Annotated in this window: 23 protein-coding genes and 1 other RNA gene; 17 read left to right on the top strand and 7 right to left on the bottom strand. The window is 45.7% G+C overall.

The window, feature by feature from the left end:
* Positions 1 to 2,259, top strand: a complete 2,259-nt coding sequence (gene parC / locus L1D37_RS17380; protein WP_239848587.1) for a DNA topoisomerase IV subunit A — start codon at positions 1 to 3, stop codon at positions 2,257 to 2,259.
* Positions 2,260 to 2,378: 119 nt separating this feature from the next.
* Here parC and degS read toward each other — a convergent pair whose 3' ends face one another.
* The 3 genes from degS to zapG all read right to left on the bottom strand — a co-directional run bounded on the left by degS (position 2,379) and on the right by zapG (position 5,540).
* On the bottom strand, positions 2,379 to 3,443 hold the full coding sequence (gene degS, locus L1D37_RS17375) for an outer membrane-stress sensor serine endopeptidase DegS (protein WP_176680892.1): 1,065 nt from the start codon (positions 3,441 to 3,443) through the stop codon (positions 2,379 to 2,381).
* A gap of 158 nt (positions 3,444 to 3,601) precedes the next feature.
* On the bottom strand, positions 3,602 to 4,957 hold the full coding sequence (locus L1D37_RS17370; protein WP_239848586.1) for a Do family serine endopeptidase: 1,356 nt from the start codon (positions 4,955 to 4,957) through the stop codon (positions 3,602 to 3,604).
* A 127-nt stretch (positions 4,958 to 5,084) separates the two neighbouring features.
* On the bottom strand, positions 5,085 to 5,540 hold the full coding sequence (gene zapG, locus L1D37_RS17365; protein ID WP_017629363.1) for a Z-ring associated protein ZapG: 456 nt from the start codon (positions 5,538 to 5,540) through the stop codon (positions 5,085 to 5,087).
* 220 nt (positions 5,541 to 5,760) lie between these two features.
* Here zapG and zapE point away from each other — a divergent pair, with 220 nt between their 5' ends.
* The 8 genes from zapE (at position 5,761) to sspB (ending at position 12,099) form a co-directional block, all read left to right on the top strand.
* Entirely contained in the window at positions 5,761 to 6,864 is a 1,104-nt protein-coding gene (gene zapE / locus L1D37_RS17360) for a cell division protein ZapE (RefSeq protein ID WP_239848585.1), read from the top strand.
* 247 nt (positions 6,865 to 7,111) lie between these two features.
* On the top strand, positions 7,112 to 7,540 hold the full coding sequence (gene rplM / locus L1D37_RS17355; RefSeq protein ID WP_010434689.1) for a 50S ribosomal protein L13: 429 nt from the start codon (positions 7,112 to 7,114) through the stop codon (positions 7,538 to 7,540).
* A gap of 13 nt (positions 7,541 to 7,553) precedes the next feature.
* Positions 7,554 to 7,946, top strand: coding sequence for a 30S ribosomal protein S9 (gene rpsI, locus L1D37_RS17350; RefSeq protein WP_004740758.1), 393 nt, complete (start codon positions 7,554 to 7,556; stop codon positions 7,944 to 7,946).
* Between the two features lie 330 nt (positions 7,947 to 8,276).
* Positions 8,277 to 8,867, top strand: a complete 591-nt coding sequence (petA, locus tag L1D37_RS17345) for a ubiquinol-cytochrome c reductase iron-sulfur subunit (RefSeq protein ID WP_004740757.1) — start codon at positions 8,277 to 8,279, stop codon at positions 8,865 to 8,867.
* Complete coding sequence (locus L1D37_RS17340) at positions 8,867 to 10,132, top strand: cytochrome bc complex cytochrome b subunit (RefSeq protein ID WP_239848584.1); 1,266 nt, start codon at positions 8,867 to 8,869, stop codon at positions 10,130 to 10,132. Before petA ends, L1D37_RS17340 begins: the two co-directional genes overlap by 1 nt.
* Positions 10,129 to 10,866, top strand: coding sequence for a cytochrome c1 (locus L1D37_RS17335; protein WP_239848583.1), 738 nt, complete (start codon positions 10,129 to 10,131; stop codon positions 10,864 to 10,866). Before L1D37_RS17340 ends, L1D37_RS17335 begins: the two co-directional genes overlap by 4 nt.
* 97 nt (positions 10,867 to 10,963) lie before the next feature.
* Entirely contained in the window at positions 10,964 to 11,599 is a 636-nt protein-coding gene (gene sspA / locus L1D37_RS17330; protein WP_017629359.1) for a stringent starvation protein SspA, read from the top strand.
* 5 nt (positions 11,600 to 11,604) lie between these two features.
* Positions 11,605 to 12,099, top strand: coding sequence for a ClpXP protease specificity-enhancing factor (sspB, locus tag L1D37_RS17325; RefSeq protein ID WP_275665530.1), 495 nt, complete (start codon positions 11,605 to 11,607; stop codon positions 12,097 to 12,099).
* Positions 12,100 to 12,199: 100 nt separating this feature from the next.
* On the opposite strand, the gene L1D37_RS17320 is transcribed toward sspB, so the two are convergent.
* From L1D37_RS17320 to L1D37_RS17305, 4 genes are read right to left on the bottom strand one after another with little or no spacing between them, the layout of a single operon-like run.
* Positions 12,200 to 12,805, bottom strand: a complete 606-nt coding sequence (locus tag L1D37_RS17320) for a BON domain-containing protein (protein ID WP_176680896.1) — start codon at positions 12,803 to 12,805, stop codon at positions 12,200 to 12,202.
* 16 nt (positions 12,806 to 12,821) lie between these two features.
* Positions 12,822 to 13,412 carry a phosphoheptose isomerase gene (locus L1D37_RS17315; RefSeq protein WP_010434705.1) on the bottom strand — a complete coding sequence of 197 codons (591 nt, stop codon included), beginning with the start codon at positions 13,410 to 13,412 and terminating at the stop codon, positions 12,822 to 12,824.
* 2 nt (positions 13,413 to 13,414) lie between these two features.
* Positions 13,415 to 13,813: a YraN family protein gene (locus L1D37_RS17310; RefSeq protein ID WP_123301480.1), complete on the bottom strand. Its 399-nt coding sequence runs from the start codon at positions 13,811 to 13,813 to the stop codon at positions 13,415 to 13,417.
* Positions 13,800 to 15,617 carry a penicillin-binding protein activator gene (locus tag L1D37_RS17305; RefSeq protein WP_239848581.1) on the bottom strand — a complete coding sequence of 606 codons (1,818 nt, stop codon included), beginning with the start codon at positions 15,615 to 15,617 and terminating at the stop codon, positions 13,800 to 13,802. The genes L1D37_RS17310 and L1D37_RS17305 overlap by 14 nt, the downstream gene beginning before the upstream one ends.
* Before the next feature lie 61 nt (positions 15,618 to 15,678).
* On the opposite strand from L1D37_RS17305, the gene rsmI reads away from it, so the two are divergent.
* The 8 genes from rsmI (at position 15,679) to mraY (ending at position 24,410) form a co-directional block, all read left to right on the top strand.
* On the top strand, positions 15,679 to 16,545 hold the full coding sequence (rsmI, locus tag L1D37_RS17300) for a 16S rRNA (cytidine(1402)-2'-O)-methyltransferase (RefSeq protein ID WP_017062903.1): 867 nt from the start codon (positions 15,679 to 15,681) through the stop codon (positions 16,543 to 16,545).
* Positions 16,546 to 16,761: 216 nt separating this feature from the next.
* Positions 16,762 to 17,201: RNase P RNA component class A (rnpB, locus tag L1D37_RS17295), an RNA gene on the top strand.
* Positions 17,202 to 17,429: 228 nt separating this feature from the next.
* The gene (gene rsmH, locus L1D37_RS17290) at positions 17,430 to 18,380 is read left to right on the top strand and encodes a 16S rRNA (cytosine(1402)-N(4))-methyltransferase RsmH (RefSeq protein WP_017629354.1); all 951 of its coding nucleotides are present in this window, start codon (positions 17,430 to 17,432) and stop codon (positions 18,378 to 18,380) included.
* 3 nt (positions 18,381 to 18,383) lie between these two features.
* The gene (ftsL, locus tag L1D37_RS17285; protein ID WP_048662657.1) at positions 18,384 to 18,701 is read left to right on the top strand and encodes a cell division protein FtsL; all 318 of its coding nucleotides are present in this window, start codon (positions 18,384 to 18,386) and stop codon (positions 18,699 to 18,701) included.
* Positions 18,698 to 20,455, top strand: coding sequence for a penicillin-binding transpeptidase domain-containing protein (locus tag L1D37_RS17280; RefSeq protein WP_239848580.1), 1,758 nt, complete (start codon positions 18,698 to 18,700; stop codon positions 20,453 to 20,455). The genes ftsL and L1D37_RS17280 overlap by 4 nt, the downstream gene beginning before the upstream one ends.
* An 18-nt stretch (positions 20,456 to 20,473) precedes the next feature.
* Positions 20,474 to 21,958 (top strand): UDP-N-acetylmuramoyl-L-alanyl-D-glutamate--2,6-diaminopimelate ligase, encoded by a 1,485-nt coding sequence (gene murE / locus L1D37_RS17275; protein WP_239848579.1) that lies wholly within the window; start codon positions 20,474 to 20,476, stop codon positions 21,956 to 21,958.
* The gene (murF, locus tag L1D37_RS17270; protein ID WP_239848578.1) at positions 21,958 to 23,331 is read left to right on the top strand and encodes a UDP-N-acetylmuramoyl-tripeptide--D-alanyl-D-alanine ligase; all 1,374 of its coding nucleotides are present in this window, start codon (positions 21,958 to 21,960) and stop codon (positions 23,329 to 23,331) included. The genes murE and murF overlap by 1 nt, the downstream gene beginning before the upstream one ends.
* Positions 23,328 to 24,410, top strand: a complete 1,083-nt coding sequence (gene mraY / locus L1D37_RS17265) for a phospho-N-acetylmuramoyl-pentapeptide-transferase (RefSeq protein ID WP_048658030.1) — start codon at positions 23,328 to 23,330, stop codon at positions 24,408 to 24,410. The genes murF and mraY overlap by 4 nt, the downstream gene beginning before the upstream one ends.
* Positions 24,411 to 24,429: the final 19 nt, after the last annotated feature.

Genomic DNA, 24,429 nt, shown 5'->3' with positions numbered 1-24,429 from the left:
ATGTCTAACGAAATTACATTTGATGGCGTTGAACAGTTGCCAATGCGCAAGTTCACCGAAGACGCCTACTTAAATTACTCAATGTACGTGATCATGGATCGTGCATTGCCTTATATCGGTGATGGCCTTAAGCCTGTACAGCGTCGTATTATCTATGCGATGTCTGAGCTTGGTCTATCGGCCGCTTCGAAATATAAAAAATCAGCACGTACCGTTGGTGACGTACTAGGTAAGTACCACCCACACGGTGACTCTGCTTGTTACGAAGCGATGGTACTGATGGCGCAGCCGTTCTCTTACCGCTACCCATTGGTAGATGGTCAAGGTAACTGGGGTGCACCGGATGACCCGAAATCATTTGCTGCAATGCGTTATACCGAAGCGAAACTGTCTAAGTTTGCTGAAGTTCTTCTGGGTGAATTAGGCCAAGGCACGGTTGAATGGCAACCAAACTTTGATGGCACGATGAAAGAGCCACAAATGTTGCCAGCACGTTTGCCTCATATCCTACTGAACGGTATCACGGGTATCGCGGTAGGCATGGCAACCGACATTCCACCACACAACGTGCGTGAGATTGCGGACGCAACCATTAAGCTGATTGATAGCCCTAAATCTGAGCTATCGGACATCATGGAAAGCGTGCAGGGTCCTGACTATCCAACAGAAGCTGAGATCATCTCTCCGAAGTCGGATATCGAAAAGATCTACAAAACAGGTCGCGGCAGCATCAAGATGCGCGCAGTTTGGCACAAAGAAGGCTCTGATATTGTTATCACAGCTCTGCCTCATCAAGTATCAGGCGCTAAACTGCTTGAGCAAATCGCTAACCAGATGCGAGCTAAGAAGCTACCAATGGTTGACGATCTGCGTGATGAATCTGATCACGAGAACCCAACGCGTATCGTAGTGGTTCCTCGTTCGAATCGCATCGATTGCGATCAGCTGATGAGTCACTTGTTTGCTTCGACGGATCTAGAGAAGAACTTCCGTGTTAACTTGAACATGATTGGCTTAGACAATCGCCCTCAAGTTAAAGGTCTGGTTCAAATCCTGAAAGAGTGGATTGAGTTCCGTCGCACAACCGTTCGTCGTCGTCTGCAATACCGTCTAGACAAAGTATTAGCTCGCCTACACATCTTAGAGGGCTTGCTGGTTGCTTACCTCAATATTGATGAAGTGATTGAAATCATTCGTACAGAAGACGACCCATGTCCTGTACTGATGAGCCGCTTCAATATTACTGAGACACAAGCGAACGCTATCTTAGATATTAAACTTCGTAACTTAGCTAAGTTAGAAGAGTTTAAGATTCGTGCCGAGCAAGAAGAGCTTGAAGCTGAACGCGATAAGCTTGAAAAACTACTCGGTTCTGAGCGTCGTCTAAACACCCTAATCAAGAAAGAAATCCAAGCGGATGCCGAGAAATATGGTGACGCCCGTCGTTCTCCATTGGTTGAACGTGCAGAAGCGAAAGCGCTAACAGAGCGTGACCTTGTTCCAAGTGAGCCAATCACGGTTGTGCTGTCTGAGAAAGGTTGGATTCGTCATGCGAAAGGGCATGAGGTTGATGCTGAGGGCTTGAACTACAAGTCAGGTGATAAATTCTTAGCGAGCGCTAAGGGTAAGAGTAATCAACAAGCGGTGTTCCTTGGCAGTGATGGCCGAAGCTACTCCCTTGAATCTCATTCATTACCGTCGGCACGAAGCCAAGGTGAGCCGATTACAGGCCGCCTGAACGTGAGCCCTGGTACTTCTATTCGCCAAGTGGTGATGGGAGAGAATGAGCAGCTATGGTTAGTCGGTTCCGATGCCGGATACGGGTTTGTTTGTAAGGGCAGTGATCTGCTTTCGAAGAACAAGAGCGGTAAAGCGTTAGTGAACTTGCCACAGTCTTCTGAAGTGATGATGCCAAGCCCGATTGCTGATTTGGACAGTAACCAGATTCTAGCGATTACCAACCAAGGGCGTATGTTGTTGTTCCCGATTAAAGACCTACCTCAGCTGAGCAAAGGTAAGGGTAACAAGATCATCAACATCCCTTCTGCGAAAGCAAAAGAGCGTGAAGAGTTTGTATCGCACTTGATGGCTATCCCTGAGAACGCGACGCTGACTATCTACGCGGGTAAACGTAAGCTTGGTTTGAAACCATCGGATCTTGAAAACTTCCGTGGTGAGCGTGGTCGTCGTGGTGGGTTACTGCCGAGAGGATTACAACGAGTGACTCGTATCGACATCGATGAGCCAAGTGAATCATAGAGAAACTTGATACCATCTTCGGATAAAAGAAAACCCAGCCTGATAGCTGGGTTTTTTGTATCTGTATTCTTTTGTATTCGTACTTTAGTGCTTTGAACAGCTAACCTATAGAGCTTAACTTACAAACGAGTATCTTCAGCGATGGTGACCTTAAGCGTCTTGTTCTCACCTTGGCGTAAAATACCGACATCAATAACCGTGCCCGGGCGTAAGTCAGTAACAATGTCCATCACGCTCTGACGTCCATTAACTTGGGTGTTGTTGATGCTAACAATGATATCTTGCGCTTCAAAGCCTGCATCAGCAGCTGGCCCGTTCGGGTCTATACCTAATACAACAATCCCGCCAATATTCTTGGTGCCAAGCAAACGTGACGTGACTGAATTGATGTCTTGACCATCGATGCCGATATAACCACGAATGACACGACCATCCGCGATGATCTTCTCCATGATTTTATTAGCCAGTGGGTAAGGGATAGCAAATGAGATCCCGTAGGTTTCCATATCCGTAGCTTGCTGGAAAGAAGCGGTGTTGATGCCAACTAACTCACCTTGTGAATTAACCAGTGCACCACCAGAGTTACCCTCATTGATCGCCGCATCGGTTTGGATAAAGGCTTGATGGCCATCGGCACTGATCGAAGAGCGACCCGTTGCTGAGATGATGCCGAAGGTTGTTGTTTGGCCTAGGTTATATGGGTTACCGATCGCCAGTACCACATCACCGACATTGGCTTTGTAGCTTGGGTTTAATGGAATCACTGGTAGGTTGTCACCGCTGACTCTCAGTATCGCGATATCGGTGCGTTTGTCTGAGCCGACAAGTTGTGCGGCAGCGACTCGGCCATCTTGAAGTGCCACTACGATTTGGTCTGCCTGAGCAACCACGTGGAAGTTGGTAATGATGTAGCCTTTTTCGCTGACAATTACTCCTGAACCCAAACCTTGAGTCAGCAGTTTGTTGCGATCGCTTTCTGCGTATTTACGGCTATAAATATTGACTACAGCTGGCGCCGCGCGGCGTACAGCTTGATTAAATGAAATCTGAAGTGAACCGATGTTATCCACTTTAGGGCTGGTAACATCAGAAACAATAGCGGGTCTCAAGCTTGGAAATGCAAGAAGGATAAGCGCCGCTGAAACAAGTCCAAGGGAAATAGAACGAAATAGAAAGGACAGCATGTTTCCCTCTTCAACAAGTAAGGTGTAAAGCCTCCGTAGATGGATGACTGACTTGATTACTAGTGAAGCATAGCATTTTGATTCATCTAAAGAAAAGGGAGACTGAGTAAGTTTAAAGCAAACTTACTGAGCCTCCCTGTTATTACGCTGACGTATGACTATCTAATAACGAGGTAGATAGTCCTGTCGCCACGTTGGATATTTAGCGCTAGTACGCCCGGCTGTTTCTCAAGTATCTCTCTAAATTCAGCAAGATTCTTAACGGTTTGGCGATTGACGCCAATAATGATGTCGTCTTTGAGAAGTTGATAAGCTTCTGCTGGTGAGCCTTGAGCCACACTTGACACTTTCACGCCCGTTGCTGAGTCGCTGTCTGTTGTGTTGGTGAGCTCTGCACCAGCTAAGCCTTCATGCAGTTTTTCTGCTTGTGTCTTGCTGTTGGTTGATTCACCAAGAGTTACGTCAAAGGTCTTACTCTTTCCATCGCGAACTACACCAAGCTCAATTTGTTTACCCGCACCTAGAGTTGCCACTTTAGCTCTCAGCTCACTAAAGGTATCAATGCGCTTACCGTTGATAGAGACAATAATATCGCCTGCTTTCAGACCTGCTTTGTCTGCGGCACTATCAGGTACAATTTGGCTAACAAAGGCACCTTTACTGGATTCATAGCCTAGTGCCTCTGCCAATTCAGAGGTGACTTCACCACCTTGAACACCAAGCATGCCGCGTTTTACTTCACCGAAGTCGAGGATTTGTTCTGTCAGGTTTTTCATCATATTGGACGGGATTGCAAAGCCGATACCGACATTGCCTCCGTTAGGGCCAAGAATGGCAGTGTTGATACCAATCAGTTCACCGTTGAGGTTCACTAGTGCGCCACCGGAGTTACCGCTGTTGATTGCTGCATCGGTTTGAATGAAGTTCTCAAAGTTCTCTAGGTTTAGGCCACTACGACCGAGCGCAGAAACAATGCCTGATGTCACGGTTTGCCCGAGTCCAAACGGGTTGCCAATTGCGACACTAAAATCACCGACTCTTAACTTGTCTGAGTCTGCCACTTTTATCTGGGTAAGGTTCTTGGCTTTTTCGAGTTTAAGCAGTGCGATATCCGACATCTGGTCGCCACCGATAAGCTCGGCATCGTATTCTCGACCATCATAAAGTTTTACTTTGATATCGTCGGCACCATTAATCACATGATAGTTAGTCACGATGTGGCCTTTCTTGGCATCAATGATGACACCAGAGCCTAATCCGCGGAATGGGCGCTCTCGTGTTTGTTCGGGACCAAAAAAGAATTGAAATTGTTCAGGGATTTGCTGACGTTGTACCTGTTTGCCTTCTACGGCAATACTAACCACAGCGGGGGTCACTTGTTCCAGCATGGGCGCTAGGCTTGGTAATTGTTCGTTACCCACACTTAATGGTAGTGCGGCCGTTGCTTGAATGGGGGTGATGATTGAACTTAAGCTTAAAGTCAGTACTGATAAAGCAAGCAAAGGTTTTTTCATCATAAACTCCTCTCTAGTTAAGGTCTTACCCCTCTCACTACGTGTAATAAGTATGAGAAGTTTCAAATGACCTGAGTGAAAGTTATGACTCAAAAACCTTTGTAAAGTTCACAGAAGTGTTAAATGTTTATGATGCTTTTGCTGTCACTACATCAGGAGCATCAATGATCTCTTTCTTCTGTTCTGTAAATAAACCGGTTGCGCCATTCGCGTAATCTTTCGGTTGTTCCTCAAGTGTCGCTTCTTTAATTGAAGGTTTATCTTGTGATTTGTCCGAATGAGCCGCGGCTGTTTTCACAAACGGGTTGTCTTGCTCTGGCAGGTTAGGAATCAGCTCTGAGCTTGTTTTTTCCATGTGTTGGTACAGTTTTGTGTAGTCCTTACCTAAGGTGTCCAACATTTCTGCTGATTTCGCAAAGTGGTCAGCCAGCTCTTGTCGCTGCTGTTCCAGGGCAAACTTTGCGCTATCCAATTCTTTCTGTACGTTCTTTTGTTTTTTGTATTCAGGTGTCATAAGACGAGAAATAGCGACCCCTAAAATAACTCCGACTAGTAAACCGGCAACGGCATACATCCAAGGCATAACAGCTCCTTATTATTGTTTTTTAACATGTTTGTTACTGCTTAGTTACACGTGCTACGGCTCCATGGTACTATGAGAAAGCCGCAGTATAAAGAGAAATGCGTGTGCGCTAGTTAGCAGTTTAGTGCTGCATTATTCACCGCATTACTTAATCTCTCGTGCTGTCTGAGCCCATTTTTATTTGCTGTCTGAATATCGCTTTCATTGTGGAAATGTCGTCATGAATCCCATCAAAAAATACGAACAAGATATAAAAGAACATGGATTTCAAAGAGATCCAGCACAAGAGCAAGCAGTTAAATCTTTAGATGAACTCTTTCATCAATTCCAAGATTACATGAATACGCCCATTCCTCAACTGACTCGATTCCAGAAATTAATGGGTAAAAAGCCAGAACTGCCACAACCACCAAAGGGTCTCTATTTTTGGGGCGGTGTAGGGCGTGGTAAAACTTATCTAATGGATACGTTCTACGATGCCTTACCGACCACTAAAAAAATGCGTGTTCACTTTCACCGCTTTATGTATCGAGTGCATGATGAGTTGAAGGCTCTCGGTAACGTTAGCGACCCATTGCCTTTGGTTGCAGATAAATTGAAAGAAGAGGCGGATATTATCTGCTTCGATGAATTTTTTGTTTCTGATATCACGGATGCCATGATCCTAGGGACTTTGTTCCAAGAGTTATTCGCTCGTAACGTTATCTTGGTGGCAACCTCAAACATTCCGCCGGCAGATCTGTATCGTAACGGTTTACAACGCGCACGCTTCTTACCTGCAATTAAGCTGATTCAAGATAACTGCCACATTCTTAATGTTGATAGTGGCATTGATTATCGTTTACGTACCTTAGAGCAGGCTGAAATTTATCATTACCCGTTGGATAGCCAAGCGAATATCAACCTTGAAAAATATTACGCACAGTTAGTCGGTGAAGATAAAGAGAAGCTTAAGCAGATCGAGGTCAATCATCGACAACTAGATGTCGTTGAAGCGAGTGATGGCGTACTGCATGGTACTTTTGCTCAGCTTTGCCAGTCGGCTCGTAGCCAGAATGACTACATTGAGCTTTCTCGTGTCTACCATACCGTTCTGTTGGCTGATGTGTTGCAAATGGGCGCGACTTCAGATGATGCAGCGAGACGCTTTATCGCGTTGGTGGATGAGTTCTACGAGCGTAATGTGAAATTGATCATTTCAGCGGAAGTTGAGCTAGAAAAATTGTATACCCATGGCCAGCTAGAGTTTGAATTTAAACGTTGTCAGTCGCGTTTAATCGAAATGCAGAGCCATGAATATTTGGCAAAAGAACACTTAAGTTAGCTCTGATTATCTCGAATAAGAAATAGAATTAAAAAAATCGTGATTTTGTTCAAAAAGAGGTGATTTTTTCTTCGCTCTTCTCTATAATCCTGCGACCTACCGTTACTGCGGGCCTCTAGCGATGAGTAAAATCACGTTATGCCAAGAGTTTTCCAACACTCGAAGGGGTGATGAATGGTAACTCTTAGACAGTGGGAATACGCGAGTATTCCTTAAGTGTAAATTTTTTAAATAGGTAATTATTAGCATGAAAACTTTCGTTGCTAAACCAGAAACTGTAAAACGCGACTGGTATGTTGTAGACGCTGAAGGCAAAACTCTTGGCCGTCTAGCAAGTGAAATCGCTTCTCGCCTACGCGGCAAGCACAAAGCAGAATACACTCCTCACGTAGACACTGGTGATTACATCATCGTTGTTAACGCTGAGAAAGTTGCTGTAACTGGTAACAAAGCTAAGGGTAAGGTTTACTACCGTCACTCTGAGTTCCCAGGTGGTCTTAAAACTATCACTTTTGAAAAGCTAATTGCTAAGAAACCAGAAATGGTTCTAGAACTAGCAGTTAAAGGTATGCTTCCACGTGGTCCTCTAGGCCGCGCGATGTACCGTAAGCTTAAAGTGTACGCTGGTACTGAGCACAACCATGTTGCTCAACAGCCACAAGTACTAGACATCTAAGGGGATTATGAAAATGGCAGAGAATCAATACTACGGCACTGGTCGTCGCAAAAGCTCAGCAGCTCGTGTTTTCATCAAACCAGGCTCTGGTGAGATCGTAATCAACAAGCGTAGCCTTGATGTTTACTTCGGTCGTCCAACTTCTCGTATGGTTGTTAAGCAACCTCTTGAGCTAGTTGAACTAACTGAGAAACTTGACCTTTACATCACTGTTTCTGGTGGTGGTATTTCTGGTCAAGCTGGCGCAATCCGCCACGGTATCACTCGCGCTCTTATGGAGTACGATGAAACTCTACGTCCTGCTCTACGTGCAGCTGGCTACGTTACTCGTGACGCTCGTTGCGTTGAACGTAAGAAAGTTGGTCTACGTAAAGCACGTCGTAAACCTCAATTCTCTAAGCGTTAATTTTTCTTTACGAAAAAGTACACGCTCCCAGTTTTATTACTGGAATTGTGGTTCAAAGCTCGGCTATATGCCGGGCTTTTTGTTTTTATACCCCCGCTAAACGCTTTCCCTCCCTCGTTTTATTTCCAAATTCTTATATTTTGAAAGCTTTTGTAACCCAATGTGCGCTTTGCCTCATGATTGTTACAAAAAGGTAGCTTTATCTTGTCAAAAAGTAGGGTTTTATTTATCATTTGCCGTCAATAAATAGAACTAAATACATATTTTGTTAGCCATGCTCTTTAATCGGAATAATTTCAATCCATAAGGAGCAAATGGGAGAATGTTTGGATGAGCAACGCGCCTTTAAATAACGGTCGCAGGCGTTTCTTAACCGCAACAACAGCCGTTGTTGGTGGTTTAGGAGCAGCTGCTGTAGCCGTGCCTTTTATTAAATCATGGAATCCGAGTGCCAAGGCGAAAGCTGCGGGCGCGCCGGTGGAAGTGGAAGTCAGTAAGTTGGAACCGGGACAAATGGTTCGTGTCGAGTGGCAAGGTAAACCTGTATGGGTTGTTCGCCGTGCTGAATCGGTATTAGAAAACCTAAAGTCTATTGGTGGTCAACTTCGTGATCCTCAATCTGAAGCTGAACAACAACCTGAATACGCACAGAACGAATTCCGTTCAATTAAGCCGGAATTCTTCGTTGCTGTTGGTTTCTGTACGCACTTAGGTTGTTCTCCAACTTACCTGCCAGATTCTTTTGCAGAACAAGTTCAGGGTGTTAAGTCTGGTTTCTTCTGTCCGTGTCATGGTTCGAAATTTGATATGGCTGGTCGAGTATTCCAAGGCGTACCTGCACCGTTGAACCTTGTTGTGCCAAAGCATATGTATTTAAGCGACACCAAGATCCTTATCGGTATTGACGAGGGAGATGCATAATGCAAGGACTACTAGACTGGGTTGAAAAACGTATACCCGCGATGAATGCTTACAAAAAGCACTTATCTGAATACCCAATGCCTAAGAACTTTAACTTTTGGTACCTTTTCGGTTCTTTGGCAATGTTGGTGTTGGTTAACCAAATCGTTACAGGTATTTGGCTAACAATGAACTACGTACCGTCTGGCGACGGTGCATTTGCTTCTGTTGAATACATCATGCGTGATGTGGAATACGGCTGGCTACTACGTTACATGCACTCGACGGGTGCTTCGGCATTCTTCGTTGTTATCTACCTGCACATGTTCCGTGGTCTAATCTACGGTTCTTACCAAAAACCTCGTGAGCTACTTTGGATCTTCGGTATGTTGATCTTCTTAGTGCTTATGGCTGAGGCTTTCATGGGTTACTTACTACCATGGGGTCAAATGTCTTACTGGGGTGCTCAGGTAATCATTTCTCTGTTTGGTGCGATCCCTGTTATCGGTGATGACTTAACGCTTTGGATCCGTGGTGACTACATCATCTCTGGTGCAACCCTGAACCGTTTCTTCGCACTGCACGTTATCGCGCTACCAATTGTTCTTCTGCTGCTTATCGTACTTCACGTACTAGCTCTGCACGAAGTGGGTTCAAACAACCCAGATGGCATCGAGACTAAGCTTCCGAAAGGCACAATGGGCGACGACTACAAAACTCAGTTCCCATTCCACAAGGATTACACTAAGAAATACGACATCATCGACTCTATTCCTTTCCACCCATACGGGACTGTGAAAGATATGGTAGGTGTTGCTGGTTTCCTATTCTTGTTCTGTTATGTGCTGTTCTTTAACCCAGAGATGGGTGGATACTTCCTTGAGCCGCCTAACTTTGAAGCTGCAAACCCACTGAAAACACCAGAGCACATTGCTCCAGTTTGGTACTTCACGCCGTTCTACGCTGTACTTCGTGCTGTTCCTGATAAGCTGCTAGGTGTAGTAGCAATGGGTGCATCTATTGTTGTGCTATTCCTACTGCCATGGTTCGACCGTTGTAAAGTGCGCTCTTACCGTTACCGTAGCAAACTGCATTTGATTAACATCATCCAATTCACAATAAGCTTTATTGCACTTGGTGTACTTGGTGCGCTTCCTGCAACGCCAACATACACGCTACTAGCTCAAATCTTTAGCTTAGGTTACTTCATGTTCTTCGTTCTACTGTGGTTCTACAGTAAAAATGAAGCGACGAAACCATTACCAGAAAGGGTGACATTCAAATGAAAAAGTGGATTGTAATTTTATTTGCTATGTTGCCGTCATTGGTGATGGCAGCGGGTGCAAACGTACCATTAGACAAAGCAAACAACGACTTAACAGATAAAGCTTCATTGCAAAATGGCGCTAAGATGTTCATGAACTACTGTTTTGCTTGTCACTCAACGCAGTACCAGCGCTATGAACGTGTTGCGAATGATTTAGAGATCCCTGTTGATCTAATGAAGGAAAACCTGATTTTCGACCCTGAAGCGAAAATCGGTAGCTTGATGGTTAACGCTATGCCTTCAGAGCAAGCGGCAAGTTGGTTTGGTGCTCCGCCACCTGACCTAACTTTGGTTGCTCGTGTTCGTGGTGCCGATTGGCTATACACGTACCTTCGTACTTTCTATGAAGATCCATCACGTCCATTTGGTGTGAACAACATTGTTTTCCCAAGTGTTGGTATGCCGCACGTTCTTGAAGAGCTGCAAGGTATCCCGACACCAATCTACGATACTCACATGGTAGATGGTGAAGAGGTAACTGTGGTTGTTGGTACTGAAACTGACGGTTCTGGTGAACTAAGTTCTGGTGAATACGACGAAGCGGTTCGTGACCTTGTTAACTTTTTGGTTTACTCTGGCGACCCAGTTCAACTTGAGCGTCACGCTATGGGTTGGTGGGTAATGGCCTTCTTAGTCATCTTCACTATCATCGTGATTTTGCTTAAGAAAGAGTATTGGCGTGATGTGCACTAATTGTGCTATAATACCGTGCTAATTCCCAAATTATGTTAATGTTCAATGGAGGCTTTAGGCCTCCATTGTTTTTATTTAAAGTGTACTGGAGGGCTCCATGGCTGTAGCTGCCAATAAACGTTCTGTAATGACTCTTTTCTCAAGTGCTTCTGATATGTATAGCCATCAGGTGCGCATCGTTCTTGCTGAAAAAGGCGTAAGTGTTGAAGTTGAGTTGGTTGATGAGAAAAATCTACCAGCAGAGCTTGTTGAACTGAACCCGTACAAATCAGTACCAACTCTTGTTGATCGTGAGCTTGCTCTATATGACTCAAAGATCATCATGGAATACCTAGATGAGCGTTTTCCTCATCCACCATTGATGCCTGTATACCCGGTTGCTCGTGGTAACAGCCGTCTAATGATGTACCGCATTGAGCGTAACTGGTATTCAGTTGCAGAGAAGATCGTTAAAGGCAACGCTGAAGAATCTGAAGCAGCTCGCGTTAAACTACGCAACGACCTACTGACTCTTGCTCCAATCTTCGCTGAGTATGAATACTTCATGAGCGAAGAGTTTAGCCTAATTGATTGCTACCTAGCTCCGCTACTATGGCGTTTACCTGAGCTTGGTATTGAACTGATTGGCCCTGGTTCGAAAGAACTTAAAGTTTACATGAACCGCGTATTTGAACGTGATTCATTCCTAGCTTCTTTAACTGAAGCTGAGCGCGAGATGCGACTCGTTCGCTAAGCGTTATGGATATTTCAAATATGACACCACGCCGTCCATACATGCTTCGTGCATTTTACGATTGGCTGGTTGATAACGAATTAACTCCACACCTTGTTGTTGAAGCAACATTACCGGGTGTGCGAGTGCCAGAAGAGTTTGTTCAAGATGGTCAAATCATTCTGAACATCGCGCCTCGTGCTGTTGGACAACTTGAACTGGGTAACGAAGCTGTGACGTTTAGTGCACGCTTTAGTGGTCGTCCACACTCTGTGATCGTGCCACTTTACGCAGTACAAGCGATTTACGCTCGTGAGAACGGTGCTGGCACCATGTTTGAACCTGAAGAGGCTTACATGGATGCGTTTGAAGAAGGGATTGAAGAAACTCCTTTTGAAGAACCAGAAAAAGGCCCATCTTTGAGCGTAGCAACGGCAGACGTAGATGCTGAAGAGCCTGACTCAGACCCTGAGCCACCTCGTCCAGCAAAAGGTCGACCAAGCCTTCGTGTTATCAAATAACGTTAGTTAAATAACGAACCCGAATAAAAAAAGCAGCGACTCGTCGCTGCTTTTTCTTTTTGTGCAATACGCTGCTTTCTACAAAGCTTCAGATAAAACGCTAATTAACAGCTGTCTCTTCTTCGCCATATTCAAACGCTCGGATCACCTGTTTTACACCGGAGACATTACGCGCCACTTCGGTTGCGATATCTGCATGCTCGCGAGAAACCAGTCCAAGTAGGAAGACTTCTGAATCCTCAGTAATTACCTTCACTTTAATACCATTTAACTCAGCATTCGCCAGTAGTGCAGATTTCACCTTAGTAGTAATCCAACTGTCGTTACTGATGGCACTGATCGACAATGGCTGCTTAACACGAACCTGATTGTGGATGCTCTCTACGCCAGCCACATCTTTAGCTTGGCTTTCAAAAGCACGGCGCTCAGCGTCTGTGGTCGCTTGTCCCATCAGCACTACTGAACCTCGGTAAGAGCTCGCTGTGATGCGAACATTGCCACGGTAAGGTTGTTTGTTGGTGATGGCCGCGACTTCAAATTCGATATTGTTGTCGTTCCAAATCTCTTTGGTGGTTCGAGTGTCCGTGACTAGGTTTGCAGTGGTTGCTGCACCAGCAATGAAAATGCCAGCACAACCAGATAGGGACAGTGTAAGTAGCGAAACACTAATCAGCTTAAACAGCCTCATAGAGGTTAATGATTTCATTGTGATGCTCCGTATATCACTCTTCGTGAGCTGGGAAGAGTACTTGATCGATTAAGTCACATAGGCAGTGCAGTGTCACCATGTGTACTTCATGAATGCGCGCGGTACGGTGTGAAGGGATACGAATCTCTACATCGTGTTCACCAAGTAAACCTGCCATTTCACCACCATCTTTACCCGTAAAGGCGATGATCGTCATGTCACGAGTTACTGCCGCTTCCATTGCCTTGATGATGTTCTTGCTGTTACCGCTGGTAGATATAGCTAACAGGATATCGCCAGTTTGACCAAATGCGCGTACCTGCTTAGAGAAGATCTCTTCATAGTGGTAGTCGTTAGCAACTGCCGTTAGCGTGGTGTTGTCTGCCATTAGCGCCATCGCTGGAAGGCTAGGGCGCTCGGTTTCAAAGCGATTAAGTAGGCACGACACAAATTGCTGAGCATTCGATGCCGAACCACCATTACCACAACAAAGAATTTTGTTTCCGTTAAGCAAGGTCGCAACCATGGCTTGAGCGGCATGCGTGATTGCGTCTGGCAGTGCTTCTGCAGCCGCAATTTGGATTTGAATACTTTCTGTAAAACTTTCTTTAATGCTGTCTAGCATGTTTATCCTTGGGTAATCGCGTTTTGAATCCAATTGATATTGTCATTCGGCCCTTCAATGGCAACGATATCAAATCTGAAATCTGTAGAGTGCACCGACAGGCCTTGCTGCATCAGCCAAACATTAGCTGTTTTGAGTAGCTTCTGTGACTTCTTGGCTGTCACCATTTCTGCGGCATGTCCGTAGCGGGTTTGCTTGCGGTATTTTACCTCGGCAAACACAATCGTGTTGTTATGGCGCATTATAAGATCAATCTCGCCACATTTTGCTATGAAGTTTTCTTGAATTAACGATAAACCGTGGTTAATCAGATAAGATTTTGCCACGGCCTCGTATTTATCACCCACCTGTTTGTGGGTGATAGTTGGTTTCGCTAAGAATGTTCGGCTAAAAAGCCCCATGCTCTGCCCAGCTGATTTCACGTTGAACAACACAGTTGTTGTCGATAGTGAGCACACCTGTTTCACCAGGAATGCTGTAACCCTGAACGGCCTTCATCTGTGGAAGAGCATCCATTAGGTAGTAAGCATCCATCCCAAGTGCTTGCAGACGTTTTTGGCCATTTGAGTATGAAGGCCATAGGTCGTTTAGCTCTTTGTTAAGTTCGTTCTTGTTCTCCACCAATAGTGGGATATCGCTGTAGAACACACCTGTCAGGTCTTCATACTGCTTGTCACCGCTGTTGCTGCGTGAGTTTGAGAACAGAGCAGGCTGGCTAGCGTCTGGGTTGATCGCCACTTCAATGAAAGGTTTGATCAGCGTGAGCTCTGAGTTTTTCGCCACAATGTAGACAGAATCGATGTCACGACGGCTACGCGGCTCAGTTTCTAGGTCAAGGTTAAGCAGACCATCCATCTGAGCAATACGTTGTTGGCTCTCTTGTAAGCCGAATACCTGATTCACATTACGCTGTAGTTGGCGCTTGTCTGAGAAGAAGCTGATTGCTACATCGTTGCTGCTGTATTTTTTCCACTCTTCTTTAAACGCTTGTTCAACGCGATCACCTAAACGTCCTTTTGGAGCAAGGATAAGCGGGTACTTGTAGCCTTGAGCAAAAAGGTGCTTCGCTGCTTGAGCGACCTCTTGTTCAGGCGATAGAGCGAGATAGCAAATATTGGTATCCGGTTCTAGCTGCGTTGGAATGTTCAGAGCTAGGGCTGGAATCGAATTCTCGTGGTTTTTCTGTGCTTGCTGAAGCTTAGTGATGTTGCTCTTAATCAGCGGACCAACGATGAAATCAACGTTGTTCTCTTCCAGTGTCGCTTTAATCTCAGCAGCACTTTGCACGTTGGTATCCATGACTGTCAGCGTTGCATCTTCTTCGCGTTCTTTGTCGTTCATCATCGCAAAGATGAAGCCATCACGTACCAGTTGTGCTTGCTTACCGTACTTACCCGTTAGCGGCAGTAACAGTGCAGTGCTGGTTGGCTTACTGATCTCTAGCGCCAAGATGTCGGTGATCGCTTGAGGTGTGTAAGTAGCAGCAGGGTGCTGAGGGTTCTCGGCTAACCAATCAGACAGGGTTTCCTGTAGGTTTGGAAGATTCGAGTTCAGCGTCTTCATGTAGATAGCCAGTTGTAACCAGCCTGAAAGCACATCTTCTGTCGGCGATGTTTTCAGTTCTAGAATCTCGTATTGAGAGTAGCTATTCAGGTTTTGCCAAATACGGTCGGCAGTTTGCTGTTGAAGCTCGTCGTCAGCCTCTAGGTACTCTGAATAGAGCACTAACTCACGGCTTGCCTCGAAATACTCACTCTTCATCTCTGAGATGTTCGCACGTAGCTCGTGATAATCTTTCCACTGTTCGTCAGGTAGCTTCCACCAAGGCTGGAAGTTCAGTTGGCTATAAGCTTGATCCGGCTGTGAGTTATTGACTAACAGCTGAGCGCGAGCTAATTGCCATTCCGCTTGTTGAACTTCAGTTAGCTCTTGTTTTGCTAAGCGTTTGATAAGCAATGTTGCTTGATCGGTTTTTCCAGCTTGCACAGAAGACTTAAGCGCCATGATTAACCAGTCGTTTTGTAGACTTCCTTTGCTACTATCCGCCTGCATCATGTAACTTTCAGTTGATTGCGCTGGATCTAGTGTAATATCAACGCTCGTTGGTGCTTGAGGACCTGAAGAACAAGCCGCCAATGTAATTGCTAATGCAATTGGAGTTAGTAAGCGTGGTACACTGAGTCTCTTATGGTTCATCGTTGCCATGAGTTCTTTAAATTCCGTATAAATTTGTATCTATATTAATCGTTGAAGTGATGGTAAACAAATGACAGATAACAAAACCTTGCTCACAGAGAGCCCAACTCTCTACATTGTGCCAACCCCAATCGGAAATTTGGGAGATATCACTCAAAGAGCAATTGAAATTTTATCAAGTGTCGATGTTATTGCAGCCGAAGACACACGCCACACGGGTAAGCTGCTTGCTCACTTCAATATATCAACCAGAACGTTCGCTTTACATGATCATAATGAACAAACTAAAGCGCAAGTTCTAGTCGAAAGGTTATTAGAAGGTCAGTCTATCGCATTAGTCTCTGATGCGGGTACACCTTTAATCAGTGACCCAGGTTACCATCTTGTATCACAATGTCGTCAAGCGGGTGTGAGAGTTGTGCCACTTCCTGGTGCTTGTGCAGTGATTACGGCATTGAGTGCGTCTGGTTTACCGTCTGATCGTTTCAGCTTTGAAGGCTTTTTGCCGCCAAAGAGCAAAGGCCGTAAAGATAAGTTCTTAGAGATCGCGAAAGCAGAGCGCACGTGTATCTTCTACGAATCACCACACCGCATTTCTGACTCTCTACAAGACATGCTTGAGATCTTAGGCCCAGACCGCGAAGTTGTATTGGCGCGTGAGCTGACTAAGACATTCGAAACCATTCAAGGATTGCCACTGGGTGAGCTTATTGAGTGGATTGAAGAAGATTCGAACCGTAAGCGCGGTGAGATGGTGTTACTAATTCATGGTCATCGTGAAGAAGCGAGCACAGAACTGCCAGACGAAGCGACTCGTACGCTGGGTATCCTAACTAAAGAGTTACCTCTTAAAAAAGCGGCGGCAATGACAGCTGAAATCTACAACCTGAAAAAGAACGCGTTATACAAGTGGGGGCTTGAGCACCTAGATGGTTAACGCTGAATAACTAGATAACTAAACAGTTAAATAGCTGCTCAGTGTATAAGTCGCTAGAGCGCTATTTCAAAGAAAGCTTGTGAGGAATGAGGGCAAACCCTTCATTCCTCTTTTTTTTGTCTATGTTGTGTGAAATTTATGCGTTTACTTAGCGGTTTGCAGCATATTTGTGATCTCGCTAGACACTGCACTCTAATCTCTATACAATCCGCCCTCGGAGTTGAACGGGTAATCGCTGCTTTGCTGATGTCCTTCGGGAGACTGACGTTGAGGTCCTTCGGGAAACTGACGTTGAAGTCCTTCGGGAGACTGGCAGAGGGGAGGAACGTCCGGGCTCCATAGAGCAGGGTGCCAGATAACGTCTGGGGGGCGCGAGCCCACGACAAGTGCAGCAGAGAGAAGACCGCCGATGGCCTCATTTCTTCGGAAGAGGCACAGGTAAGGCTGAAAGGGTGCGGTAAGAGCGCACCGTGCGACTGGCAACAGTTCGTAGCAAGGTAAACTCCACCCGGAGCAAGATCAAATAGGCCCTCACATTGCGTTGCTCGCGTATGGGGGCGGGTAGATTGCTTGAGCCTGTGAGCGATTGCAGGCCTAGACGAATGGTTACCGCCGCGCAAGCGGAACAGAACCCGGCGTATGTGTCAACTCCACCTATCTAAAGAACCCATCATTACTTAACGGTAGTGATGGGTTTTTTGCTTTATATTGACGTAAATTATTTAGATTTCCTTAGAATCCTTCATCCTGATATGAGCTTGGGTCAAAAATTCCCAAAGCCTATACACAATATGGTGGAGATACAGCGCGAAATCAGTACACTAAAACGTTAACAGAACAAATTATTGCCGAACTATTGGCTCAATCCACTCACTGAGAAGACTATGACAGAAGCATTCAAACATATTTCAGTATTGCTTAACGAATCTATTGACGGACTTGCGATCAAACCTGACGGTACCTACATCGATGGTACCTTTGGCCGTGGTGGTCACAGCCGTACAATCCTGTCTAAACTGGGCGAGAATGGACGACTCTTTAGTATCGACCGCGATCCACAAGCGATTGCAGAAGCACAAAAGATTGATGACCCTCGCTTTACGATTATTCACGGCCCTTTCTCAGGTATGGCTGAATATGCAGAGCGTTATGACTTAGTCGGTCAAGTGGATGGCGTTTTACTGGATTTAGGTGTTTCTTCACCACAGTTAGATGACGCTGAGCGTGGCTTTAGCTTTATGAAAGATGGCCCGCTTGATATGCGTATGGATCCAACGTCAGGCATTCCTGTATCTCAGTGGTTGGTTGAAGCGGATCTAGATGACATCACATGGGTTATTCGTGAGTTCGGTGAAGACAAACACGCTCGTCGTATCGCGAAAGGCATCATTGCTTATCAAGAAAACGAAGAGAACGAACCGTTAACGCGTACTGGCCAGTTGGCTAAGCTTATCTCTGATGTGGCTCCAAAAAGCTTCAAAGAGAAAAAGCACCCTGCGACACGTGCTTTCCAAGCATTCCGCATCTACATCAACAGTGAGCTTGAAGAGATCGATACAGCACTAAAAGGCGCGGCAAGCATTCTTGCTCCAGAAGGCCGTTTGTCTGTTATCAGCTTCCACTCACTTGAAGACCGTATGGTGAAACGCTTTATCCGTAAAGAGAGCCAAGGCCCTCAAGTTCCACATGGCTTGCCTTTGACTGAAGAGCAGATCAAAGCGCTAGGCAGTGCAGATCTTAAGCCAGTAGGTAAAGCGATTAAACCATCGAAAGGCGAAGTGGATGAGAATACTCGTTCACGTAGCTCAGTATTACGAATCGCAGAAAAGCTATAGTCAATGAAGACCTCCAAACCAAACTTAGCCAAGATAATATTTTTTGATTTGATCTCCGTGGGTAAAGTCCCATTGGTGCTTCTTATCTGTATCTTTGCGAGTGCGATGGGGGTCGTTCTTACGACACATATGTCACGTCAGGCGATCACGCAAAAAGATATGGCATTAGTGGAGCGAGAACAGCTTGATGATGAGTGGCGAAATTTAATGCTTGAAGAGACGGCTCTGGCTGAACATAGCCGCGTTCAAGCATCGGCAAAACGAGAGCTAGACATGAAACGTCCAGACTCTGACAAAGAAGTTGTGATCACACTGAAATGACCGGTAAAAAGGAAAAAGCACCCGCGAAAACCGTTAAGAAACCAACGACAGAGCGTGTGAAGAGCGAAAAGGATTCGGATCCCATTCTGATTAAATGGCGTTTTAACGTTGTTATTGCTTTCGTGTTTCTTGCCTTTGCTGCACTCGTAGGTCGTGTGGCTTACATCCAAATCATTGAACCAGATAACTTAATTCGTCAGGGCGACCTTCGCTCGGTACGTGTTAAAGCTATTCCTTCCGCTCGCGGTATTATCTCTGACCGCAATGGCGAACCGCTTGCCGTCAGTGTTCCGGTAGAAGCGGTATGGGCCGATCCTAAGACCATTTTCGATAAAAATGGCATGGCTCAGATTGATCGTTGGTATGCGCTAGCCGATGTACTTGGTCTAGAACGTCAATCGATGATCGATAAGATCTCTAGCAACAAATCCCGCCGATTTATTTATCTACAGAGACAAGTTAGCCCTGCGATGGCTAAGTATATTCGTGAGCTAAAGCTGGTGGGTATTGGTCTGAAAGCAGAGTCTCGCCGTTATTACCCTGCCGGTGAAGTCAGTGCGCACCTTATTGGTGTGACCGGAATCGATGGTCACGGGCTAGAGGGTGTTGAGCGTAGCTATGACAAATGGCTAACGGGTGAAGCAGGTAAACGTACAATCCGTAAAGACCGTTACGGGCGAGTGGTTGAAAACATTGCACTAGAAGAGCGTGAAGAGGGTAAGCCTCTTGAATTAACTATCGATCAACGATTACAAGCGATTGCCTACCGAGCGATTAAACAGGCGGTGGCCGATCATAAGGCGACTTCTGGCTCTGCGATTTTATTGGATGTAAAAACCGGTGCCGTTTTGGCTATGGTTAATGCCCCTTCTTACAACCCGAACAATCGTGCTGACTTACAAAGTTTTAAAATGCGTAACCGCGTGCTCACTGATGCGATGGAACCCGGCTCTACAGTAAAACCGTTTGTGGTTTTGGCAGCATTAGAGAACGGTACCGCAGACCCTGATATCGTTATTGATACTGGCAACGGCATTATGCAAATTGGTGGTAGCCGTGTACGAGACTCTTCTAAAGTGGGTAAGGCTGATTTAGCTTTGATTCTTAAGAAGTCGAGTAACATCGGTGTGGCGAAATTGGCACTTAACATGCCACTCGAAGCCTTACTTGGAATGTACAGCTCTGTTGGTCTAGGCGAGATGTCTGGTCTGAACTTAATCGGTGAAACCAGTGGTATTTTCCCGAATCGACGTCGTTGGTCTAAGTTTGAAATTGCTACCTTATCATTCGGTTATGGCTTGTCGGTTACGCCGATGCAGTTAGCGCATGCTTATGCGACGTTGGCCAACAAAGGCATGTATGAACCGATTCATATTATTAAGAGTAACGACCAAGACTTTTCTAAGCAGATCATCAAGCGCGAGAACGCGGAACTGGTTTTGAATATGCTAGAAGGGGTGACTCAAAAAGGCGGTACGGCAACGAGAGCTGCGGTACCCGGTTACCGAGTTGCAGCCAAAACGGGTACATCTCGTAAGGCTGAAGCGGGCGGATACAGTGATGAATACATTGCGATAACCGCAGGTTTTGCCCCTGTTAGTGACCCAAGAGTCGCGTTGGTTGTGGTGGTTAACGAGCCTCAAGGTGACCTTTACTATGGCGGTTCAGTCGCAGCCCCCGTTTTTTCTGAAATCATGAAGGGTGCACTGCAAATTCTCAATGTCCCTGCTGATGAAAACAAATTTCAAGAATAGAGCCAATCAGGATTCAATATGAGTAATAGCCTCACGCTGTCATCTTTACTTTCTCCTTGGGGGGACTTCAGTTCTTCTGAGCTAGATGCGATTGCTGTTGAGCAGTTGGAGTTGGATAGCCGTGCTATCAAAGACGGTGATATCTTTGTTGCCATTGTTGGACATGCCGTTGATGGTCGTCGTTTTATCGAAAAAGCCGTCGCTCAAGGTGCGAAAGCCGTTATTGCACAGGCTGGTGATGATAAAGCTCATGGCTTGGTTGAGTGGTTAAATGCCATTCCTGTTGTTTATGTAGCAGAGCTAGATTCAATTCTCTCTGAACTGGCTGGTCGAGTTTACTCTTTTCAAGCGACCAAACTGATTGGTGTTACTGGCACCAATGGCAAAACCACCATCACTCAATTGATTGCTCAATGGCTAGATCTAGTCGGTCAACGCTCTGCGGTAATGGGCACTACAGGTAATGGCTTCTTAGATAATCTAAAAACAGCGGCTAACACCACAGGCAGTGCGATTGAAATACAGCGCACGCTGAGTGAGTTGGCTGAAGAAAATGCCGTTTATACCGCGATGGAAATCTCTTCTCATGGTTTGGTTCAAGGCCGCGTAAAAGCGTTGGATTTTGAGGTTGGTGTATTCACAAACCTGAGTCGTGATCACTTGGATTATCACGGCACTATGGAAGAGTACGCACTGGCTAAGAAAAGCCTGTTTACTCAACATAAATGCAAGCATGCAGTGATCAATGTGGATGATGAAGTAGGTAAAGCATGGATGTCAGATTTGTCCAATGCAATAGCCGTTTCATTGCTTCCGTTGTCTGGTTACCAACAATCGGTGTGGGCATCTGATGTCGCTTATGCAGAAACCGGTATTCAGATGTCTTTTGATGGTAGCTGGGGGCAAGGTCAGCTTTCGGTTCCTTTAATTGGTCAATTCAACGCATCAAATGTACTGGTTGCTTTCGCGACTCTGCTTTCATTGGGCATCGATAAACAAATCTTGGTCGACACTGCATCTCAACTGCAACCGGTTATTGGTCGCATGGAATTGTTCCAAGTACCAAACAAAGCAAAAGTCGTTGTCGATTACGCGCACACACCAGATGCTCTAGAAAAAGCATTGGCAGCCTTGCGTGTACATTGTTCTGGAAAGCTTTGGGCTATCTTTGGTTGTGGTGGTGACCGCGATACAGGTAAGCGCCCAATGATGGCGGTAACGGCTGAGCAGTTCGCCGACAAAATTATTATTTCAGATGATAATCCTCGCAGCGAAGATCCTGCTTTGATTGTTAAAGACATGCTAGCTGGCTTAAGCGAACCTGAATCAGCATTCGTCGAGCACGATCGCTATCAAGCGGTTAAGTTTGCCCTAGAGCAGGCTAGCAGCAGTGACATTATTCTTTTGGCTGGTAAAGGCCATGAGGATTACCAAGTATTGAAAGACGAAACGATCCATTACTCAGATCGCGAGTCTGCGCTCCAACTTTTAGGTATTTCATAATGATTGATGTATCACTCGAGCAGATCTGCTCAGCGGTGAGCGGTCAGCTGATTGAGGCTGGCAAGTCGAGCAATAGTGTCATTAATGCGGTCTCTACTGACACTCGCACCGTTGAAGAAGGTGCACTGTTTGTTGCTCTAGTAGGTGAACGATTTGATGCCCATGATTTTTGTCATCAAGCGTTAGAGGCTAATGCGAGCGCGTTGTTAGTCGAACGAAAACTTGACCTAAATATTACTCAAGTTGTTGTTGAAGACACTAAACTTGCTTTAGGTCAGCTAAGTGCTTGGATTCACGAGCAATGTAGCGCCCCAACTATGGCTATTACAGGTAGCTGCGGTAAGACGACCGTTAAAGAGATGGTCGCAAGTATTTTACAACAACGTGGCAAGGTGCTGTTTACAGCGGGTAACTTCAATAATGATATTGGTGTACCGCTAACTCTGCTACGCAGTGAGCCAAGGGATGACTATGCGGTGATCGAACTAGGCGCTAACCATATCGGTGAAATTGCTTACACTACTCAGCTAGTGAAACCACAGGTTGCTTTGGTGAACAATGTCGCTGCGGCGCACTTAGAAGGTTTTGGTTCTATTGATGGTGTGAAACAAGCGAAAGGTGAAATCTTTCAGGGGCTTGCTGCTGGTGATACTGCTATTGTTAATCTAGAGAGCAACGGTGGTGACTTTTGGAATGACGTACTTGCAGATAAAAGCGTGCTGACATTTTCAGAAAGCGACAGTAAGGCGGATTACTTCGCTAAGAATATTCGCATTAATGAGCAAGGTGAAGCTTGCTTTGATATGCAGACACCGCAAGGTGCAATGGCAGTCGAACTTGGCATTATTGGTCAGCACAACGTGGCAAATGCGTTGGCGGCTGCAGCGTTAAGTATTCAATTTGGTGCGACGCTTGAAGAAGTAAAAAGCGGTTTAGCGAACCTTATCTCGGTTAAAGGTCGAGTTGAAGTTCAACAATTAAGTCAGAATATCAAGCTGATAGATGACAGTTATAACGCCAGCGTACCTGCAATGAAGGCCGCAGCAAAATTGCTGTCGAGCTTCAAAGGTCAACGTTGGTTGATTTTAGGCAATATGGCTGAATTAGGCGACGAAAGCCTTGCACTTCACCGTCAAGTCGGTGAATATGCTGCCCCATTCGCTTTTGAGCATGTACTCACTTACGGTGATGATACCAAGGTGATTAGTGAGGTCTGTAATGGGACTCACTTTGCAACGCATCAAGCGATGATCGCGCACATAGAGCAGCACTTAAGCTTGCCAGAAAACTCGTCACATACCTTGTTGGTAAAAGGCGCGAATAGTGCAGGAATGAGTAAAATAGCCGCTGCTTTAAAGGAGAACTTTTCATGATAATTTGGCTTGCAGAGCTACTACAGCCACACTTTTCTTTCTTCCGTTTGTTCGAATACCTATCGTTTCGTGCAATCGCGAGTATTTTGACTGCTTTATGTCTGTCGCTGTGGATGGGACCTCGTTTAATTGAGCGTCTGCAAATGCTACAAATTGGCCAAGTTGTTCGTAATGACGGCCCTGAATCTCACTTCAGCAAACGTGGTACGCCAACCATGGGCGGCGTGATGATCCTTGCTGCCATCATTATTACAGTATTGATGTGGGCTGATCTTTCAAACCCTTACGTTTGGGCTGTGTTGGTTGTTCTTGGCGGCTACGGTGCGGTTGGCTTTGTTGATGACTATCGTAAAGTCGTTCGTAAGAACACCGATGGCTTGATTGCGCGTTGGAAGTATTTCTGGCAATCAGCAATTGCATTGGTTGTGGCGTTTGCTCTGTATGCTCACGGACACGACACCGCTGCAACGCAATTGGTTGTTCCTTTCTTCAAAGATGTGATGCCACAGCTTGGTTTACTGTACATTGTACTAACTTACTTTGTTATTGTGGGTACCAGTAACGCGGTAAACCTAACGGATGGCCTAGATGGCTTGGCGATCATGCCAACGGTTATGGTTGCGGCTGGCTTTGCTGTTATCGCTTGGGCGACAGGTAACGTTAACTTCGCGGCATACCTACACATTCCATACATTCCATACACCTCTGAACTGGTTGTGGTATGTACTGCTATCGTGGGTGCTGGCCTTGGTTTCCTATGGTTTAACACTTACCCAGCACAAGTATTCATGGGCGATGTTGGCTCTCTAGCACTGGGTGGTGCACTGGGTGTGATTGCTGTGTTGGTTCGCCAAGAGTTGGTACTGGTTATCATGGGCGGTGTGTTTGTAATGGAGACCTTGTCAGTAATCCTGCAGGTGGGCTCTTACAAATTGCGTGGTCAGCGTATTTTCCGCATGGCACCGATTCATCACCACTATGAACTTAAAGGTTGGCCTGAGCCGCGCGTAATCGTGCGCTTCTGGATCATCTCAATGGTATTAGTACTGGTTGGCCTAGCGACACTGAAAGTTCGTTAATCCTATGCGAGCCTCTGTC

It is taken from the genome of Vibrio sp. Isolate33 (genome assembly GCF_022397895.1).
In the GTDB taxonomy this organism is placed as follows: Bacteria; Pseudomonadota; Gammaproteobacteria; order Enterobacterales; family Vibrionaceae; genus Vibrio; species Vibrio pomeroyi.
The sequence above is the reverse complement of the archived record's forward strand: the minus strand, read 5'-3'. Positions and strand labels throughout refer to the sequence as shown.